This is a genomic window from Bradyrhizobium sp. 17 (genome assembly GCF_023073515.1).
Classification (GTDB): domain Bacteria; phylum Pseudomonadota; class Alphaproteobacteria; order Rhizobiales; family Xanthobacteraceae; genus Bradyrhizobium; species Bradyrhizobium canariense_D.
Genome location: NZ_JADPJQ010000106.1, coordinates 212,559 through 230,534, shown reverse-complemented (window position 1 = coordinate 230,534; position 17,976 = coordinate 212,559). Strand labels below are relative to the sequence as shown.

20 protein-coding genes and 2 tRNA genes are annotated in these 17,976 nt (G+C 61.4%); 14 read left to right on the top strand and 8 right to left on the bottom strand.

Annotation, left to right across the window (positions count from 1 at the left end):
• From IVB13_RS21940 to IVB13_RS21930, 3 genes are all read left to right on the top strand, one after another.
• Positions 1-361 (top strand): transposase (locus tag IVB13_RS21940; RefSeq protein WP_247490417.1); only part of this gene is annotated, 361 nt, incomplete at its 5' end.
• Positions 362-636: 275 nt separating this feature from the next.
• Positions 637-1,584: a winged helix-turn-helix domain-containing protein gene (locus tag IVB13_RS21935; RefSeq protein ID WP_247490415.1), complete on the top strand. Its 948-nt coding sequence runs from the start codon at positions 637-639 to the stop codon at positions 1,582-1,584.
• The gene (locus IVB13_RS21930) at positions 1,565-3,583 is read left to right on the top strand and encodes a 5'-methylthioadenosine/S-adenosylhomocysteine nucleosidase (protein WP_247490413.1); all 2,019 of its coding nucleotides are present in this window, start codon (positions 1,565-1,567) and stop codon (positions 3,581-3,583) included. Before IVB13_RS21935 ends, IVB13_RS21930 begins: the two co-directional genes overlap by 20 nt.
• Before the next feature lie 148 nt (positions 3,584-3,731).
• Here IVB13_RS21930 and IVB13_RS21925 read toward each other — a convergent pair.
• Positions 3,732-3,801: transfer RNA gene (locus IVB13_RS21925), tRNA-Glu, on the bottom strand.
• Between the two features lie 629 nt (positions 3,802-4,430).
• On the opposite strand from IVB13_RS21925, the gene IVB13_RS21920 reads away from it, so the two are divergent.
• Positions 4,431-5,687: a tyrosine-type recombinase/integrase gene (locus IVB13_RS21920; RefSeq protein WP_247490411.1), complete on the top strand. Its 1,257-nt coding sequence runs from the start codon at positions 4,431-4,433 to the stop codon at positions 5,685-5,687.
• Here the strand turns inward: IVB13_RS21920 and IVB13_RS21915 are convergent.
• From IVB13_RS21915 to IVB13_RS21905, 3 genes are all read right to left on the bottom strand, one after another.
• On the bottom strand, positions 5,684-6,262 hold the full coding sequence (locus tag IVB13_RS21915; protein ID WP_247490409.1) for a hypothetical protein: 579 nt from the start codon (positions 6,260-6,262) through the stop codon (positions 5,684-5,686). The genes IVB13_RS21920 and IVB13_RS21915 overlap by 4 nt on opposite strands.
• Before the next feature lie 5 nt (positions 6,263-6,267).
• The gene (locus tag IVB13_RS21910) at positions 6,268-7,341 is read right to left on the bottom strand and encodes a hypothetical protein (RefSeq protein WP_247490407.1); all 1,074 of its coding nucleotides are present in this window, start codon (positions 7,339-7,341) and stop codon (positions 6,268-6,270) included.
• Between the two features lie 144 nt (positions 7,342-7,485).
• Positions 7,486-7,562: transfer RNA gene (locus tag IVB13_RS21905), tRNA-Pro, on the bottom strand.
• 68 nt (positions 7,563-7,630) lie between these two features.
• Here IVB13_RS21905 and IVB13_RS21900 point away from each other — a divergent pair.
• The 6 genes from IVB13_RS21900 to IVB13_RS21875 all read left to right on the top strand — a co-directional run bounded on the left by IVB13_RS21900 (position 7,631) and on the right by IVB13_RS21875 (position 13,539).
• Entirely contained in the window at positions 7,631-8,620 is a 990-nt protein-coding gene (locus IVB13_RS21900; protein ID WP_026233666.1) for an L-threonylcarbamoyladenylate synthase, read from the top strand.
• 22 nt (positions 8,621-8,642) lie between these two features.
• Entirely contained in the window at positions 8,643-10,070 is a 1,428-nt protein-coding gene (locus IVB13_RS21895) for an FAD-binding oxidoreductase (RefSeq protein WP_247490405.1), read from the top strand.
• The gene (locus IVB13_RS21890) at positions 10,067-10,510 is read left to right on the top strand and encodes a GNAT family acetyltransferase (RefSeq protein WP_247490404.1); all 444 of its coding nucleotides are present in this window, start codon (positions 10,067-10,069) and stop codon (positions 10,508-10,510) included. Before IVB13_RS21895 ends, IVB13_RS21890 begins: the two co-directional genes overlap by 4 nt.
• A gap of 9 nt (positions 10,511-10,519) precedes the next feature.
• Positions 10,520-11,101, top strand: coding sequence for an NUDIX domain-containing protein (locus IVB13_RS21885; RefSeq protein ID WP_085352586.1), 582 nt, complete (start codon positions 10,520-10,522; stop codon positions 11,099-11,101).
• 279 nt (positions 11,102-11,380) lie between these two features.
• Positions 11,381-12,310 (top strand): glycine reductase, encoded by a 930-nt coding sequence (locus IVB13_RS21880; RefSeq protein WP_247490402.1) that lies wholly within the window; start codon positions 11,381-11,383, stop codon positions 12,308-12,310.
• 35 nt (positions 12,311-12,345) lie between these two features.
• Positions 12,346-13,539 (top strand): CoA transferase, encoded by a 1,194-nt coding sequence (locus IVB13_RS21875; RefSeq protein WP_247490400.1) that lies wholly within the window; start codon positions 12,346-12,348, stop codon positions 13,537-13,539.
• A gap of 11 nt (positions 13,540-13,550) precedes the next feature.
• Here IVB13_RS21875 and IVB13_RS21870 read toward each other — a convergent pair whose 3' ends face one another.
• Positions 13,551-14,306 (bottom strand): SOS response-associated peptidase, encoded by a 756-nt coding sequence (locus IVB13_RS21870; protein ID WP_247473549.1) that lies wholly within the window; start codon positions 14,304-14,306, stop codon positions 13,551-13,553.
• Positions 14,307-14,369: 63 nt separating this feature from the next.
• On the opposite strand from IVB13_RS21870, the gene IVB13_RS21865 reads away from it, so the two are divergent.
• The 4 genes from IVB13_RS21865 (at position 14,370) to IVB13_RS21850 (ending at position 16,157) form a co-directional block, all read left to right on the top strand.
• The gene (locus IVB13_RS21865; RefSeq protein WP_247473553.1) at positions 14,370-14,870 is read left to right on the top strand and encodes a hypothetical protein; all 501 of its coding nucleotides are present in this window, start codon (positions 14,370-14,372) and stop codon (positions 14,868-14,870) included.
• 18 nt (positions 14,871-14,888) lie between these two features.
• A complete protein-coding gene (locus IVB13_RS21860) occupies positions 14,889-15,323 on the top strand; it encodes an NUDIX hydrolase (protein ID WP_085352591.1) in 435 nt (144 codons plus the stop codon).
• A 47-nt stretch (positions 15,324-15,370) separates the two neighbouring features.
• Positions 15,371-15,748, top strand: a complete 378-nt coding sequence (locus IVB13_RS21855; RefSeq protein WP_007607220.1) for a TIGR02301 family protein — start codon at positions 15,371-15,373, stop codon at positions 15,746-15,748.
• A 142-nt stretch (positions 15,749-15,890) separates the two neighbouring features.
• Positions 15,891-16,157: a hypothetical protein gene (locus IVB13_RS21850; protein WP_007594892.1), complete on the top strand. Its 267-nt coding sequence runs from the start codon at positions 15,891-15,893 to the stop codon at positions 16,155-16,157.
• Between the two features lie 92 nt (positions 16,158-16,249).
• Here the strand turns inward: IVB13_RS21850 and IVB13_RS21845 are convergent, their stop codons facing one another.
• The 3 genes from IVB13_RS21845 to IVB13_RS21835 form a co-directional block, all read right to left on the bottom strand.
• Positions 16,250-16,567, bottom strand: a complete 318-nt coding sequence (locus tag IVB13_RS21845) for a cupredoxin domain-containing protein (protein WP_204513864.1) — start codon at positions 16,565-16,567, stop codon at positions 16,250-16,252.
• A 10-nt stretch (positions 16,568-16,577) separates the two neighbouring features.
• A complete protein-coding gene (locus IVB13_RS21840) occupies positions 16,578-17,111 on the bottom strand; it encodes a DUF4142 domain-containing protein (protein ID WP_085352592.1) in 534 nt (177 codons plus the stop codon).
• A 90-nt stretch (positions 17,112-17,201) separates the two neighbouring features.
• On the bottom strand, positions 17,202-17,906 hold the full coding sequence (locus IVB13_RS21835) for an RNA polymerase sigma factor (RefSeq protein WP_247490397.1): 705 nt from the start codon (positions 17,904-17,906) through the stop codon (positions 17,202-17,204).
• Between the last annotated feature and the right edge of the window lie 70 nt (positions 17,907-17,976).

Genomic DNA, 17,976 nt, shown 5'->3' with positions numbered 1-17,976 from the left:
GCTGTCGATGATCTCCAGCGGTTCGACGCTCGCCGAGGACATCCGCTACGCGCTCAATCACTGGCAAGGTTTGACCCGCTTCCTCGAAGACGGGCGCCTCGAGCTCGACACGAACCCTGTCGAGAACGCCATCCGGCCAGTCTGCCTGACCAGAAAAAATGCGCTCTTCGCCGGTCATGAGGTCGGAGCCGAAAACTGGGCCTTGCTCGCCTCGATCGTCGCCACCTGCAAGCTCAACGACGTCAACCCGGCCGCCTACATCGCCGAAACACTCGAGACGATCATCGACGGCCATCCCCATAGCCGCATCGAAGACCTCATGCCGTGGCGATTCCGCAAAACGTCAAGCCAGCCTCAATAGGGTTGCGGCTAAGCGCTTACTGTTAGCCAGCTACCGTCGGTAACTCCATAGAAATTATGGATTTTACTTGACGGATGGCGCTCCCTAGGGGAAACTAAGAACGCCTACCCAAGGCATTGAAAAACAACAGAAAACAAGCCTTACTGCTGCGCAGTTGCTACCACATCGTGCTACCACGCCGCAATACTTCGGCACTGGGGAAACCGTGAGCTTGCGCGATTGATGGCGTGGCGCATACCTGTTAGCGTTGTACGCCTCACCGGAAACAATCGCCCGTGGACGCCTATCTAGACATCGCAAGCCGCGTGCTGCGCGAAGCACGGCGACCGCTGCCGCCACGGGAAATACTAAGGCGAGGTCTCTCAGCTGGCATCGTGCCATCCTCGCTGTATGGGAAGACCCAGCACAAGACCCTGCAAGCGCGTTTGAGCGAGGACATTCTCTTCCACAGAGAGCGCAGTGCGTTCTTCCGCACCCGGCCGGGCTATTTTTTCTTGCGAGAGTTCCTGACCGATCCGGAAATACCTGCAGATTACCGGACGCCGATCGTAGCAAGGCGCAGACGTAGGGAACTCGCCTACCATCAAGCGCTCGCCTTCGACCGGTCCAGCGCAGACGTATTGTGCAATCGTGCAATCGTCGAGCCAAGCGACGTGCTTCGGCTGTTGCAGACGCGACGCTATCACTATGCCTCAAGTTCGCATGAGCGAGAAGTCAATGATGTTTTGGTTTGGTCATTCGTACTAGTGCTTCGCGATGATCTCGTTCTCACTTACCGCCATGGTCGGTATCGTGAGGATCGTGATAACTTCTTGCAGAAGCGCTCGCTGGGCTTTTTCTGTCCTGTGGTCCACGATGATCTAACCCTTTTCGATCAAGCCGATCATGGCATCGTGTCGAGTGGCATGCGGGCGCTCTGGGTTGACCTCCACCTTGGCGCAGATCGTGACCTTTCGGGCGGGGCGGAACTGAAAGGCTTCGTTTGCTCGCAAGAGACAAACCCAAATCCCTCAAACCTACTGGGCGTTGTTGCTTTTCACGCGCCGGAATGGCTCGAACCAATCACTCGGCGTTTAGCCATCAATGATCTGGCGTGGCACAATTTGCATTCTCCGGTAAATCATTATGAGGACTTCGATCCTTGGTCCCGGCTGATCCTGGAAAACATAGGTGGCCTGCTGTGGAGCGAGGCGCGGTGTTCCGATGCAGCCTCGGCGGAATAGTCGATACCTCGATCCCACGGAAGCCGCCTATGTAGAGCTGCTCATTGGTGATCGCGATCCCGAGAGCAAGAAAATTGGCCTGCAACGCCTCTCAAAGCTCTATCGACAGGGGTTGCAACATCGCGATCCTGAGCGAATAGCTATCCACCTGATGGGCCTGCTGCACGATGAAGCCCCGAAGGTCAAACGGTGGGCGCTCAACGCTCTCGCTTTGGTCGGTAGCCAACACAACGTGAGGGCAATTACCGAGGCAATTCAGCGAAACCGGAACGATCCTGACATCCTAGCAGCGGGCGTTTCTGCGCTGTGTGCGCTGTTGCCGGTGGAGCAAGCTCGGCAGGAGCTCCAACGTGCAGACCTACCAATAGAAGGCGCAATTCTCTTGGCTGCTGTACAACACAGCGGCCACTTTCAAAGCGAACTTCGCATCGCCCGCGTACACATTGATTATGCTGATGAACCTGAATTGCGTCTGGCAGGAATACTTGTCGGCCTAGATAAGGCGCCCGAGCATCTATTTTCGCTCAATGTGGCGAACTATGACGCTATTGGGGAACTGAATTCGCATCCAGACCCCATCGTTGCTCAATACTCAGTTTGGGCGACATACGAAAACCCCAGGCTGACTTTGAAAAACTTGCGGCTCCCGCTGCACGATGTTGATGCGAAACCACCAAATGTTAGAAAGTACGTCTATCAGCTAGCCGTAAAGGACGTCCAAACCGCTCAGGATAATTATGACTTCTTAGTGCTTGGCTCTGAAGATCCATCAGCGGAAGCACGAGTGGGATTGGCTACGGGACTACGGAGCGTGTATTTCGACGGCCTAGAAACTCTCGTCATGGATTGGCTCAACGATGAGGATGCCGATCGTGTCAAGCAACGCCTGCTGGAACACATGGCAAGAAATGCTGACAACTGTAGTGCGTACGCCGGACCTGCCCTGCAGGCCTACCAAGCCGCCGCTGCTGGCTCTCTCACGCGTGCTCGACTGGAAGCCGCTGCACGCAACACATCACTTTACCTTGCGATGAAGCGCATCGAATATGATGCAGAAGGGCAAGATTTGTTTCGCATTGAAAAGCAATCTAGCGCACGCCCCATTGGAGTGGCTGAACGCGCGAGCGCCGCAAAAGTTCTCATTATCACCGCACTACCGAAGGAGAACGCGGCCGTGCGAGCAACGCTCGATGAGACGAACTCGCTAGGAAAAGAGAATGACAGTAACCTTTATTGCGTCGGAGCATTTGTAAACGCGTCCGATCGACGGGACATTATTTTGGCTTCGGCTGGGGTTGGCAAGGCAAACGCAGCTACGGTCACAACGAACGCTCTTCGGTCCTTCCCGACCATTGAGCACGTTGTGATGGTTGGCATCGCGGGTGGCTGTCCCAATCCAGAGAAGGCAGATGAACACGTACGTTTAGGAGACATCGTATTTTCGAGCAACGCCGGGATTATCGAGTATGACTTTGTGAAAGAAACTCGAGAAGGGCGAAAAATACGGAGTTCGCTGCAACGTCCATCGGCGAAATTGCTACAGGCAGCAGCTCAGATAGCAACACGTGAGTTGATGAGCGAGCGTCCGTGGGAGACAATCTTGGCGCATGGGTTAATTAAGCTCGGGGAATATTTCTCTCGCCCGCCTGCCGACACGGACATCCTGCGCGCGAACGGGAAGCTCGTGGTGCACCCGCCATCGAACACGGACGACGTGCCGAGAGTATTTGGGGGCGCCATCGGAACGGCCGATACGCTGCTTAAGCACGATGCGACCCGCGATCAACTTCGCGATGAATTCAACATCCGCGCCGTCGAGATGGAGGCTAGTGGCTTACAGAATGCAGCGTGGTCTCACGCGAAGGATGTGTTTGTCGTTAGAGGAATTTGTGATTACTGCGACGAGCACAAGAACGACATTTGGCAAAATTATGCAGCTCTCGTTGCCGCCGCCTATACCCGGGCCCTCGTAGAAGAGATGCCAATTGAATGGTTTTGAGAGTACGCACCAGCAGTTCATAGCTCGATAAGGTCTAGCCACCACCCCGTTGCCGGTCCCAGATTACACCATAGGGCCGTTGTCAAAATGCGCAGTCAAAGCCATGATTTGCTAGATGTTTTTGAATTCTCAGCGCTTCTAGAGCCGCTGGCGCTCCCTAGGGGAATCGAACCCCTGTTTCAGCGTTGAGAGTGCTAAGTCAATCCAATTGATGATCATCGCAAAACGAGTTCGGCGGTGGAGGACACTTTCACTTTTGTCGCTTGCCTCTCTGAACGATCGACCGCTGGCGGCGTGTGCCCCTGCGCCGATCACATTGTAGAGAGCGGGCCGTTCGACCGGCGCGCAAAAACACCGTTTGAAAAACCGTTTTAGTTGGCACTTCTCAAACGGTGAAGTCGGCTAAGTGCTTGAAGGACTTGGTGGGCGCATCAGGGCTCGAACCTGGGACCCGCTGATTAAGAGTCTCGAATTGTCCGAATTGCACTCGGAAACCGCCAATTGCCGCACGTATGCAGAGGCGCGCTTCTCGAAGAGCAGATTTCGCATACACCTTCGACGGGTGGCCGATCCGAAGGCCTCGCCGCACTGACAAGTACCGCGTTCAAGATATGCCGAAGCGTAAGAACGATAGACTCGCTCGCGCGAAAGCCCGACCCGATCCTGCACAATGGGGGGAGGACGAAGTGATGACACTGGTCGAGGCCGCCACCGTATTTTTTCCGCACGGTCCATTGACCTTATCATCGTTGCGCAGGGCCGCAGCGAGTGGGACTCTTGAAATTGCCAAAGTTGCAGGCAAAGATTTGACCACACCCCGCGCCATCCGCAAACTGGTCAAGCCGTCATGCCGGGCCGCAAAGCCAAGCCACCGCGACTCTGGTTCCGAGAGGACGATGAGACCTGGATCATCCTCGATCGCGGCCGCCAGATCCGCACAGGCTGCAGCCGCGACGACATTGATGGCGCTGCGAAGGCACTCGAAACATACATCGGCGGGCGGCACACTAGTACAATCGGTGCCACTGACCCGTGCGCCCTCGCCATAGCTGATGTACTCACCGCTTACGAAATTTCAAAGCGCCCCAAGGATAAGGGCGACCAACGCGCGTGGGCACAACACGATCTGCTGCTCATTCGCTTGCTCGACCTCAACACCTTCTTTGGCGACAAGACGGTCAGCGAGCTCAAAGCCCAACTCTGTCGCGATTTCGTAGACTGGTCTACGGGCACGCCGAACGAGAACAACAGAAAGGCAGGTATCAAGCCCCGCAACAGCTCGGTCTCGGATCAGACCGCGCGACGCCGACTTGAGGATTTGCGGGCTGCGTTGAACGCCTATCACGCAGAACACACACTTAGCGTGGTCCCAAAGATCACTTTGCCTCCAAAGGCAGAGGGGCGTCACCGATGGCTAACCCGCAATGAAGCCGCTCGCTTGCTTGGAGCAGCGATTGGTTACGTGTGGGACAATGAGCGAGAGACCTGGAAGCGAAGTGAAGATGGCAAGCTCTTCAGACGTGAGCGGTGGATCATCCGCCGTCGCTATCCGGCGGCGCGTTTCACGTTGGTGGGTATTTACAGCGCGCGTCGCGAAGAGACGATCCGCCGCACGCAGTGGCTACCGACAACGACTCATCCTTGGATGAATCTGGACGCGATGGTGTACCAAGGTAAGGGAGCCTTGGAGCGGTCGACCAAGAAGCGACGCCCGCCTGCGAAGATCGCCAGCCGGCTGCGCCCTCACCTAGTCCGCTGGCGTAAAATCGACGAGAGGCGCTCCTCCGAACTCAGAGCGGCGGGCGTCATGAGGAACGGCGAGCAGATACGCTTCGTCGTCAACCGCATGCACGATGGCCAGCCGCTTGCGGGGAAGATCAGGTCGGCTTGGGAAGGAATTCTGGAGGATGCGGGGCTGGGCGATGATGTGGTTCGCCACTCCCTGCGCCACACCGCCGCGACTTGGCTCATGCAAGCTGGCGTCGATATGTGGGAGGCCGCTGGCTGGCTTGGGATGACCGTGGAGCAGCTGGAAGCCAACTATGGCCATCACCATCCAGATTTCCAGGAAGAGGCAGCCGAAGCGTTTGGGGGACGACGCTAATTCCCCTTGCGGTTAGCAACATCTGTCAGAAAATAGAGCGACCAAAATACGGTCACCGACAAGAAAGATAGAAGCATAGACAGGATCAAGCTGCCGATTGCCCAGACCGCTGTTCGAGCTAACGGAGCACTTGCTGTCCAACTGATAACCGCCTCCCTCATCAAGGCAGCGCCTACGACAGCGAATAGGGTCACAAGGCCCAAGAAGCTCAGATAACCTAGCAGAAAGCAAAGGAATTGGCGCATAGTCAGAGCGTCATTGTCCAGCCAAAGCTCAAATCCCATTGGCCTTCGATCAATGTTGTTACCTGGCGCGCCCATCGATACTGCCGCCAGCGCTCCCACCATGAATGGTACAGCCATGATCAACAGGTCTCTGGCAAACCGCAACAAACCAGCATCGCCAAACAGTGGGGCGCGTGGTTGGACGCCTACGTAAACGATCCATGCCGCCAGTGCGACGCATAATGGAATGACCACGTCATAGCGCCGCTTCTCTGGATGACGGATAGAAAGGTAGCGGATCGGAGCAAGCAGGCGCAGCCGCGAATGCGTACCGCCCTGTTCTACATCCAAATACTCTATCCGTGACCTTTCCATAGCGCGTCTTTGTCCAGCAAGGCTTCCATCTGTTTCACGACATCGCGGTTGACCGTCGTGTACCACTCTCTGGCCGCCTGGAGAGATATTACATCTTTCGTGCAGATCATCAGATCCGAAGCGCCGGCAAGTGCATTCGGCAACGCCCCGGTGATCATCGTACCGTTTACATGCCGGAATGACACCTTAGTCTTGTACCCGCGCTGTGTGTAGTAGCTTCGCAGGGCGTTCATCCATTCGAAACGCGCTTTGGGGTCCTTCGGTCCCTGCTTGGCGGACACCTTCAATTGGACTTGGGCGTCAAATTCCTCATTGATCACATGGGTTTTACCGGCGATCGATTGCTTTTCATGGCTCTTCGTAAACGTTAAATAGGAAATTTCAGCACCCGGTCCAGTGGCAAACCCGACGTTTCGACCGACGTCGGCGTGAAGTTCCAGGCGGGGATTGTATCGGTAGGGCTTGAGCACATTTCCGCGTTTCGGATCTGGCACCGCCACATCAAATGAAAGCTCATCCTGCGTTGCCCATCGGCGAAGTTGCCGACACAGGAAATCTTCGATCATTTTCCGGTTTATCGAGTGTGCAACCTCAATCACACATCGGTAGTCGCCACTGTCAACGGCGACGACTGGGGTGCGAACGACCACATGCGCTGACACGCATCCGCGTTCATTCTCGTGGCCTGAGATATCCCGCCCATTCAAATTTGCGGTATCGACTACCGAAAATGATGTCTTTTGTTGATCAACGTATTCCAGCAGAAGGTTATAGTAGCGAAAACCATCGCGTGTATGAGACTTGAAGTCTCGGAGCCAGATGAAGTTCAATCCGGCGCTTCGGATTTTGCGCTCTTCGTCCGTCTCTTCGGACTCCCTCTCAGTCTCAGACTTGCCGAAAAATTCAATCGCCCACGTTGCTTTCTTTCGCTCCTCAAGAGCATCGAACATGCTCTTGCCGGAGACGATCGGAACTTTGGCGTGGCTCGGAGCCTTCGAAATCGACCTTGCAACCAATCGATTTAAAAGAACAATCCTCTGAAATGGACTCGACACTCAGCCCTCCCTGCGAAAGCTGATATGTCACAACCCACGCTTGAGGAAGAGGCAGCAAGCGCGTTATCCCCCGGAGGCGAAAGGCCGTTTCGTTGCGCATTTCATTGCGCAACGGCACCCCGGAAACTATAAGTGCTTGAAAAATGGTCGGAGTGGCAGGATTCGAACCTGCGACCCCTGCGTCCCGAACGCAGTGCTCTACCGGGCTGAGCCACACTCCGACAAGAGGCCGGCTTATAGCGTCGGGTTTGGCGCACCGCAAGCGGCCGAGCTGAGGAATCTTATCCCTGTGAAAACGGGTCTTGAAACGCTGATTTTACCGGCCGGCGAGGCCGGCGCGGAAGCTGCCGCCCGGACATTGGCAGCCGGCGGGCTGGTCGCGTTCCCGACCGAGACGGTCTACGGGCTCGGGGCGGACGCCGGAAATGCCAGTGCCATCGCCCATCTTTACGCCGCCAAGGGGCGGCCGGCCTTCAATCCGCTGATCGCGCATGTCGCCGACCTCGCGGCCGCGCGCAGGATCGGACGATTCGACGCCTGCGCCTTGCGCCTTGCGGAGGCGTTCTGGCCGGGGCCGCTGACGCTGGTGGTGCCGAAGACGGAAAACTGCCCGGTGGCCGAGCTTGCCACCGCGGGCCTCGACACGGTCGCGATCCGCATTCCGGCCCATCCGGTGGCGCAGGCGATCCTGCGCGCCTTTGGCGGGGCGGTGGTGGCGCCGTCCGCCAACATCTCCGGCCACGTCTCGCCGACGCTGGCGGCCCATGTCGAGAGCGACCTTGCGGGGCGGATCGACCTGATCGTCGACGGCGGGCCTGTTACGGTCGGCGTCGAATCGACGATCGTCGGCTGTTTTGCGGCGCCGATGCTGCTGCGGCCCGGCGGGCTGTCTCGCGAGCGGATCGAGGCCGTGCTTGGTGCAGCGCTGGCGCGACTGCCCGCGGAGACCGACAGCGAAGACAGCCAGCCGCTGGCGCCGGGCATGCTGGCCTCGCATTACGCGCCACACGCCCATGTGCGGCTCAATGCGCTGGACGTCGCGCCGGGCGAAGCGCTGCTGGCGTTCGGCCCGGCGCGCCTGCCTGGTCTGGAGGCCGCCGTCGCCGTCATGAATTTGTCGCCCACCGGCGATCTCGATGAAGCCGCCGCCAATCTGTTCGGCTATCTTCGCGCCCTCGATGCCAGGGGGCCGCGGGCGATCGCCGTGATGGCGATCCCCGAAGAGGATCTGGGCGAAGCGATCAACGACCGGCTGCGCCGGGCGGCTGTGGCGCGATAAGAGCGAAGCAAGAGACAAGACAATGAACATTAATCATCCCGCCACCCCTCCGCTTGCGCCCGAGCTGATCGAACAATTCCGCAAGATCGTCGGCGAGAGGCACGCCATCACCGATGTAGCCGACATCGAGGCCTACGTCACCGAAGAGCGCAATCTATTCCACGGCCGCTCGCCGCTGGTGCTGCGCCCGGGCTCGACCGCGGAAGTCGCCGCAATCTGCAAGCTCGCCTCCGAGCACAGGATCGCGCTGGTGCCACAGGGCGGCAACACCGGGCTCGTCGGCGGCCAGACCCCGCACAATGGCGAGGTGGTGGTGTCGCTGCGCCGGCTCGACAAGATCCGCGAGATCGACACCGCCTCCAACACTATGACCTGCGAGGCCGGCGTCGTGCTGCAGATCGCGCAGCAGAAGGCCGCGGACGTGGACCGGCTGTTTCCGCTGTCGCTGGGGGCGGAGGGCAGCTGCACCATCGGCGGCAATCTCTCGACCAATGCCGGCGGCACGGCCGCGCTGGCCTATGGCGTCGCGCGCGAGATGGCGCTGGGGCTCGAGGTGGTGCTGGCGGACGGTCGCGTGCTCAACGTGCTGTCGAAGCTGAAGAAGGACAACACCGGCTACAATCTGCACAACCTGTTCATCGGCGCCGAAGGCACGCTCGGCATCATCACGGCGGCGACGCTGAAGCTGTTTCCGAAGCCGCGGTCGATCGAGACCGCCTTCGTCGGGCTGAAGTCGCCGGACGCCGCGCTGAAGCTGCTGGCGATCGCGCAAAGCGAGGCCGCCAATGCGCTGACGAGCTTCGAGCTGCTCTCGGAGATGGCGGTCGATTTCTCGATCCGCCACGGCATCGACGTGCGCGATCCGCTCGCGCAAAAGCATGCCTGGTACGTGCTGATGGAATTGTCGTCGCCCGGCGATGACGCCCGGACGCCGCTGGAAACGATCCTCGGCCGCGCCATGGAGGACGAGATCGTCGACGACGCGGTGATCGCGGCCAATCTCACCCAGCGCGCTGGCTTCTGGAAGCTGCGCGACGAAATGTCGTCAGCACAAAAGCCGGAGGGCGGCTCGATCAAGCACGACATCTCCGTGCCGGTGGCCACCGTGCCGGCCTTCATCGCCGAGGCCAATGAAGCCGTGGTGAAGCTGATTCCCGGCGCGCGGCCGGTGCCGTTCGGCCATCTCGGCGACGGCAATCTGCACTACAATGTCAGCCAGCCCATCGGCGCCAACACCGCGGACTATCTGGCGCGCTGGCACGAGATGAACGCGGTCGTGTTCGCCATCGTGCTGCGTATGGGCGGCTCGATCTCGGCGGAGCACGGCATCGGCGTGCTCAAGCGCGACGAGTTGCCCGACGTGAAGGACAAGACCGCAATTGAGTTGATGCGACAGCTCAAGGCGATGCTCGATCCGCTTGGAATCATGAACCCGGGAAAAGTGCTGTGAGTGCGCTCAACATCGACGCGATCACCGAGGCCGAAGTCGAGCCCGTGGTCGCGCTGTGGCAGCGCTGCGGGCTGACGCGGCCGTGGAACGATCCGCATGCCGACATCGCGCTGGCGCGACGGCGCGACAATTCCACCATCCTGCTCGGCCGCGACAACGGCGCCATCGTCGCCACCGTCATGGTCGGCCATGACGGCCATCGCGGCTGGGTCTATTACGTCGCCGTCGATCCGGATAGCCGGAAGCGTGGCTACGGCCGCGTCATCATGGCCGCGGCCGAAGACTGGCTGCGCGCGGCTGGAATTTTGAAGCTCCAGCTGCTGGTCCGGCGCGGCAATGAGCAGGCCAATGCGTTCTACCAGTCGCTGGGTTTCGAGGAATCGACCTCGGTGATGTTCCAGAAGTGGATCGACGGCCGCACCACAACGCCAAGCAACTGAGATCGAAGCATGACCATATCCGACCGCGTTCGCATCAAGGACGTCCGCGTGCTCTCGGACGGCTGGACCCCCCTCAAGACCACCACGTTCGAGTACCGGCGCGCCAATGGCGAATGGCAGACGCAGCACCGCGAGACCTATGAGCGCGACAACGCCGCCGCCGTGCTGCCCTACAACCGAGCGCGGCGCACGGTGATCCTGGTGAAGCAATTCCGCTTGCCGGCCTTCATCCGCGGTTACGACGATCTCCTGATCGAAGCCGCCGCCGGGGTGCTCGACGACGCCTCGCCCGAGGTGCGCATCCGCGCCGAGGCCGAGGAGGAAACCGGCTATCGCCTGCACCACGTCCACAAGGTGTTCGAAGCGTTTATGAGCCCCGGCGCCATCACCGAGAAGCTGCATTTCTTCGTCGCCGAGTACGAGCCGGAGATGCGGGTCAGCGACGGCGGCGGCCTCGAACACGAAGGCGAGGACATCGAGGTGCTGGAGCTCGGCATTGACGAGGCGCTGGCGATGATCGCGGACGGGCGTATCATCGACGCCAAGGCGATCATGCTGCTGCAGCATGTGGCGCTGCATGTGTTTCGGTAGGTTGTCTTCCTTCCTTCTCCCCTTGCAGGAGAAGGTGGCGCGAAGCGGCGGATGAGGGGTTTCTGTCCGCGCGCGCATCTCATGCAGTTGAGCACGCGGAGAGAGACCCCTCACCCGTCTCGCCGCTTCGCGGCGAGCCACCCTCGCCCGCAAGGGGAAAGGGGAAAAAGCGGACCTGGCTCTATCAGTGCAATTCTGACCTGCATTGCCCCGCCCCCCGTTGAGCTCACCCCCGACTATCTCTAGTCTGTCGCCAACAAGAACCAGGAGACGCGCCCCATGTCCCCTTCGCGCGACGACGAATTCGGCTTTGCGCCCGACTATGACGCCCCCGTTCCCTATATGCAGCGCACGCGGGAGTATTACGCCGCGATTGGCTACACCACGGCGTATCGCTGGGCTCACTACACCGAGGCGCCGTTCCAGCCGCTGAAGAAGCCGCTGTCGCAATCAAGCGTCACCATCATCACGACCGCCGCGCCATACGACCCCACCAAGGGCGACCAGGGGCCGGGCGCGGCGTATAATGGCGGCGCGAAATTCTACCAGGTCTATGACGGCGACACGGCGAAGCCCCACGACCTTCGCATCTCGCATATCGGCTACGACCGCAAGCACACCACGGCCACCGACAACGGCACCTGGTTTCCGCTGCCGCAGCTCTTGAAGGCAAGCGCCGCCGGGCGCATCGGCGAGGTGGCCCCGCGCTTCTTCGGCGCGCCGACCAACCGCAGCCATCGCGTCACCCTCGACACCGACGCGCCGGAAATTCTGGCGCGCTGCCTTGCCGACAAGGTCGATGTCGCCGTGCTGGTGCCGAACTGTCCAGTCTGCCACCAGACCACGGCGCTGGTGGCCCGGCATCTCGAGGCGAACGGCATTCCGACCGTGATCATGGGCTGCGCCAAGGACATCATCGAGCACGCCGCCGTGCCGCGCTTCCTGTTCTCGGATTTCCCGCTCGGCAATTCCGCCGGCAAGCCGCACGACATCGCCTCGCAGGCGCAGACGCTCGAGCTGGCGCTCAGACTGCTGGAGACCGCGAGCGGCCCGCAGACCACGATGCAGTCGCCGCTGCGCTGGAGCGAGGACGCTTCCTGGAAGCTCGACTACAACAACGTCGCGCAGCTCTCAGCCGAAGAGCTGGCGCGCCGCCGTGCCGAATTTGATAAGCAGAAGGAGATCGCGCGCGGCAATCGCGCCGCCTGACGTCCTCCGACAACCAAAACAAAAGGGAGAGCGACGTGACGCGACCGTTCGAGGGCGTGAAGATCCTGGACTTCACGCAAGTGCTGGCCGGCCCCTATGCGAGCTACCAGCTCGCGCTACTGGGCGCCGACGTCATCAAGGTCGAGCGGCGCGAGGGCGAGGACATGCGCCGCACGCCGCTGTCGCGCGAATGGGCGGAGCGCGGGCTGGCGCCGTCGTTCCAGGCCATCAACGGCAACAAGCGCAGCCTGACGCTCGATCTGCAAAAGCCCGATGCGATCGCGATCGTGAAGAAGCTCGCCGCGCAAGTCGACGTCGTCATGGAGAATTTCCGCCCCGGCGTGATGGACAAGCTCGGCATCGGCTACGAGGCGCTGTCCGCGATCAATCCGAAGCTGATCTACTGCGCGGTGTCCGGCTTCGGCCAGACCGGTCCGGACCGGCTGCGCCCCGGCTATGACGGCAAGATGCAGGCGCTGTCCGGCATCATGGCGATCACGGGTCATCCCGAGACTGGGCCGACCCGCGCCGGCTTTGCGGTGTGCGACGTGCTGTCGGGCGCCACCGCCGCGTTCGGCGTGTCGAGCGCGCTGTACCAGCGCGACCGCACCGGCAAGGGCCAGCTCATTGACGTCTCCATGCTGGAGGCGACGATGGCGTTTCTGTCGGGGCAGATCGCGGACTGGTCGGTCGCCGGCCATCGCCAGCAGCTGTCGGGGAATCAGGCCGTCAGCCGCAGGGCCACGGCGAATTTGTTTAGATGCGGCGACGGTCACATCCTGCTCGCCGTCAACAACGAGAAGCAATATCGCGCGCTGATGTCTGCGCTCGGCCGCGAGGACACGCTCAGCGATCCGCGCTTTGCCGACTGGTTTGCGCGCAACGAGAACGAGCCGGCGCTGCGCGCCATCATCGAAGAGGCGCTCGCGGCAAGGCCTGCGCGCGAATGGGAGACCATTCTGGAAGACGCCGGCGCGCCCTGCGCCAGCATCTGGAAGGTCGAGGAAGTCATCGACCATCCGCAGATCAAGGCGCGCGGCGCGATCCAGGAACTCGATACGCCCTACGGCCGGCTTCGTTTCGCCGGCAGCGGATTCAAGCTCGCGCATGGCGGCGGCAGGCTCGACCGGATGGCGCCGGAGCTCGGCGCGGATACGGATGCGGTGCTGGGCGAGCTGGGATTTGACGCAGCGGAGATCGCAGCACTACGGGCGCGGGAGATCGTGTAAGGGCGAAGCGCCTAAAACAACGACCCCTGCCCGTCATCGGCCGGCCCGGCCGCCGCTTTCCGCGCCACCTTCTTCTTCGGCGCCTCCGCCTCCATGTCCTCCGCGCTGATCGGCAGGAGTAACTGGTCGTCGTCATTGGCGACGCGGTTGACGCGGGTGGAGACCGGGTGCCAGGCGAATTCGCCGATGCGCGGGGCGGTCATCAGCGGCAACACCGCATCGAGGTCATCGCTGCGGCTGTCGAGCCAGCGCTCGAAATCGCGCGGGCTGATGGTGACGGGCACGCGATCATGCAGCGTGACGAGATCCTCGCTCGCCGCCGCCGTGACGATCGCGACCGTGTCGAGCTCCTCGCCGTTCGGCCCGACCCAGGTCTCGAACACCGCTGCAAAGCCGAGCGGCGCGCCGTCGGCGCGATGGATGAAGAAGGGCTGCTTGCGGCCACCCTCCGCCTTCCATTCGTAATAGCCGTCGGCCGGAATCAGGCCGCGGCGCCGGCGAATCGCGTTCTTGAAAGCGGGCTTCTCCAGCACGGTCTCGGAACGCGCATTGATCAGGAGCGAAAATCCCTTGGGATCCTTGACCCAACCCGGCAGCAAACCCCAGCGCATCAGGCGAAAATGGCGCGCGCCGTTCTCGGCCAGCACGACCGGAATCGGTTGTGTCGGGGCCACATTGAACCGGGGCGGGAAGTTCGGCTGCTCAATGTAGCCGAACAGTTGCCGCAAAGCCGCGGGGGCCGAAGTTATGACGAAGCGTCCACACATCCTTGAGGGCCTATATAGGGTCCGTTCAGGTCCTTTTAACCCCGAACGTTAACACTGCGGCAGATGAGCTCAACGGTCTCCCAGCCGGCGCGAATGCATGGACAGACGGGGCCCGAGGCTGCAGCCTGGGCCGAGCGGCTGCGCGTGGCCAACATCAACCCGCGGACCGGGCTTGCCACCGACTATCTCAACCATTTCAATGAAGCCGTGATGCTGCTGGAAATGGTCCCCGACATGCCGGAATGCGCGGAAGATTTTCTGACCTGGTCGCCGCTGTCCTATGCCGAGCATTTCACCGCCTCGAACTTCAAGGCCCGGGATCTGGCGATCGAGGCCTATGAAAAGGCCGACCCGAACGTGCGCGCCCAGTTCGACCACCTCACCGACACCATGACCTCGATCCTGACGGCGGTCGGCTCGGCCATGCGCGAGGTCGAGAAGGACACGACCCGCGTTCGCCTCGCTGAGCAGGCCGCCCACTGGGTCAAGCCGCTGATCGCGGCCTGCGGCGGCATCATCAATGGCGGCGCGGAAGCCGACATCGACATCATCATGGCGAACTGAGCCCGAGCAGGTGAAGTCATGGCTGCGATCGTTCAGCCCACCCGTCCCCAGATCGCGGTCAGTGCCGCGATTTTTCGTGACGGCAAGGTGCTTCTGACCCGTCGCGCACGTTCGCCGGCAAAGGGGTTCTATTCGCTGCCGGGCGGCCGGGTCGAGTTCGGCGAATCGCTGCACCAAGCGCTGGCGCGCGAGATCGACGAGGAGACCGGGCTAGATATCGAAATCATTGGCCTCGCGGGCTGGCGCGAAGTGCTGCCGGCCGCGGCCGGCGCCGGCCACTACCTGATCATGTCCTTTGCCGCCCGCTGGGTGGCCCGGGAGCCGGTTCTCAACGACGAGCTCGACGACTACCGCTGGATCGCCCCAAAGGCCCTGGCGAGCCTTGGCGACCTCAAGCTGACCGGCGGGCTGGAAGAGGTCATCCAGTCCGCTCACCGGCTGATGGGCCCCTGACGGCCCCGCCTTGCGTCTATCGCCCCGAGGAGGCATACACCCGGCCGATGTCGACGCGATTTCTGGCCATTTTTGCCCTGATTCTCGCCTGCGCCTCGGTGCCCACGAGGGCTCAGGACGGGGCAGCGCCGTTTGACGGCGATTTGCAGCGACTGGCGGAGATCCTCGGCGGGCTGCACTATCTGCGCGGCATCTGCGGGTCCAACGAGGGCAACAAATGGCGCAGCGAGATGCAGGCGCTGATCGATGCCGAAACCCCCGCCGGCGAACGCCGCACCCGCATGATCGCCGGCTTCAACCGCGGCTATAACGGTTTTCAGCAGACCTACCGGAGCTGCACGCCGGCCGCGACGGTGGCGATCCGCCGCTATATCGAGGAAGGCGCCAAGATCTCGCGCGATCTCACGGCGCGTTACGCGAACTGAGACAGCGGCGGGAACCCTGTCATCGACTTTGTACACAGCCGTTAACCGTTCCTAAAGATGTGGCCTAGCGGGCGTTAACGTGCGTGCTACACCTCTCGCACAGCGCATCGCCGTGGATTGCGCCCCAGCCCCGACGAGTTTCATGAGCCATCCAGTGTCCTACGCTCCCGCACGCGCGCCGCTGCCCGATCACGAGCAGAAGCAGGCCGCACTGAGTTATCTCAACGAGGCCTGGGCCGAAGCGCGCCATGATGGCGTCGACGGCGACTGCCTGGCGCAGGCGAGCCTGTTTGCGGCCCTTGCCGAGCTCGTCGGCACCTATGGCGAGGACGCGGTGGCGAAGTTCGTCGAAGGCTTTCCCGGCCGCATCCGCAACGGCGAATTCTCGGTCGACATTTCCAGACAGTAAGTCTTTCTCCAGGCAGTAAGCCTTGCCGAAAATGACCCCGCCACGTAGGCGGGGCCAGCTTCCGCTACGGTCGGGAATACGCTCCCAGCCCGTTACGGCTCGATCTTGAGCGTCGCTTTCATGTTGGGATGAAAGCGACAGTAATAATCGATCGTGCCCGCCTTCTTCAGAACCAACGTCCCTGATTTTTTCGCCGGCAGGTTGACGTCGAAATCGCCGTTCCTGGCTGTCGCGGTGTGGACGAAGACGTCCTTGTTGATCCATTCAATGGTGTCGCCGACCTTGGCCGAAGCGTCTTTCGGCGACACTTCGAGATTCTCCATCGTGATCTCTACGGTCGCAGCGTGCGCCGGGACGGCCACCGCCACGAGCAGGACCGCTGTCGCGATCGCGGACAATCGTCCCAGCATCATCGCCTCCCTATTTCAGCTCCGCCGCGACGTGCTCGGCGTGCTGCTGATGGCCCTGGAAGATTTTCAGGCCGGTCTGCAGCAGGCTCTTCAGTTCAGCATTGCTGGCGGACGGAATGAGCTGGGTTTCCAGCGCGCCGTTGACCGTCTTGTGGTAGGCGACCTCGTTCGCGACATAGGCCTTGTCGAAGGCCGCACCGCTCAGCTTGTCCAGTTCGGCGAGCTTCTCGCTCGCCTGCTTTGACAGCGCTTTGCTGGTGTCGTTGTCTTCAGGCGTGACGTTCAGCTTCTTGACCAGCGCGAGCGCCTGCTTGTTGACGGCCTCGTGGTCGCGCAGCATGTCCTCGGCAAACGCCTTCACGTCCTTATTCTTGGCTTTCTTCTGCGCCTGCTTGGCTGCGTTGATGTCGATCACGCCCGCGGTGTAGGCGATATGGGCGATCTGCGGATCGGTCAGCTTGTCGGCTGCTCTGGCGCCTTGCAGCAGCGCGGGGCTCGACAACAAAATTGCAGCGGCGATCGCCGTGGTCCAACGAACGAACATGGTTTGACACTCCTGTGGTGCCGGACGTTTTGCCGGCGCGTTGCTTCACAGGCGTTGGATGGAATTCTCGCGCAAACGTTCCCGAAAAATTCAGCCGCCGATGCCAAGCCGCTTCAGCACTGACACGGTCAGCCGCTCGCAGCGCCACCCGGCGAACGGGAACGCATCCATCACCACCGGACCGATCTCCTTTTCGACGTTGTCGCGCAGCATGGTCCGCGCACGGTGCAGCCGGGTCTTCACGGTCTCGGGCTTGACGCCGAGCAGCTCGGCGGTCTCCTCGATGTTCATCCCTTCCATGACGCGGGCGACGAAGACCATGCGGAAGACATCCGGTAATTCATCGATGGCGCGCTCGACGACGCGCTGGATTTCACGTTGGGCCATGGTCCTTTCCGGATCGCCTGGGGGAGAAGCGGGAAATTTGATGATCTGCGCCTCGAGCGTCGCTTCGGGCACCGAGCCGAGCTCGACCTGCGGCCTGGCGCTTCGCGCCCGGCCAAGTGCCTCGTTGATGGCGATGCGCGACAGCCACGTCGACAGTCCGGACTCGCCGCGGAATCCGTCGAGATGGGTGAAAGCGCGGACATAGGTTTCCTGAACGACATCCTCGGCTTCGCTGTCGCTGCGCAGAATTCCGCGCGCCAGACGATAGAGCCTGCGGTTGTTGGCCTGCATGATCTCGCGCAGCGCGGCCTCGTCACGGCCCCGCGCCCGCTCGACCAGTTCGGCTTCCAATGTCCTGATTTCTGAAGTCTTGGCGCCGGCGGACAGGCCGGCTGCGATCCGTGGCATGGCGGTCACCTGCTCGTTTGGCTTCGTTCCGGACCTTGGATGCCGCCCCAAGGGAAAGGTTCCCAACTTT

Coding starts and splice junctions, on each gene's coding strand:
- IVB13_RS21895 (WP_247490405.1), top strand. CDS start 8,643: ATGAACATTAATCATCCCGCCACCCCTCCGCTTGCGCCCGAGCTGATC.
- IVB13_RS21885 (WP_085352586.1), top strand. CDS start 10,520: ATGACCATATCCGACCGCGTTCGCATCAAGGACGTCCGCGTGCTCTCG.
- IVB13_RS21880 (WP_247490402.1), top strand. CDS start 11,381: ATGTCCCCTTCGCGCGACGACGAATTCGGCTTTGCGCCCGACTATGAC.
- IVB13_RS21870 (WP_247473549.1), bottom strand. CDS start 14,306: ATGTGTGGACGCTTCGTCATAACTTCGGCCCCCGCGGCTTTGCGGCAA.
- IVB13_RS21860 (WP_085352591.1), top strand. CDS start 14,889: ATGGCTGCGATCGTTCAGCCCACCCGTCCCCAGATCGCGGTCAGTGCC.
- IVB13_RS21845 (WP_204513864.1), bottom strand. CDS start 16,567: ATGCTGGGACGATTGTCCGCGATCGCGACAGCGGTCCTGCTCGTGGCG.
- IVB13_RS21835 (WP_247490397.1), bottom strand. CDS start 17,906: ATGCCACGGATCGCAGCCGGCCTGTCCGCCGGCGCCAAGACTTCAGAA.
- IVB13_RS21850 (WP_007594892.1), top strand. CDS start 15,891: ATGAGCCATCCAGTGTCCTACGCTCCCGCACGCGCGCCGCTGCCCGAT.
- IVB13_RS21930 (WP_247490413.1), top strand. CDS start 1,565: ATGCAGCCTCGGCGGAATAGTCGATACCTCGATCCCACGGAAGCCGCC.
- IVB13_RS21855 (WP_007607220.1), top strand. CDS start 15,371: ATGTCGACGCGATTTCTGGCCATTTTTGCCCTGATTCTCGCCTGCGCC.
- IVB13_RS21865 (WP_247473553.1), top strand. CDS start 14,370: ATGAGCTCAACGGTCTCCCAGCCGGCGCGAATGCATGGACAGACGGGG.
- IVB13_RS21920 (WP_247490411.1), top strand. CDS start 4,431: ATGCCGGGCCGCAAAGCCAAGCCACCGCGACTCTGGTTCCGAGAGGAC.
- IVB13_RS21840 (WP_085352592.1), bottom strand. CDS start 17,111: ATGTTCGTTCGTTGGACCACGGCGATCGCCGCTGCAATTTTGTTGTCG.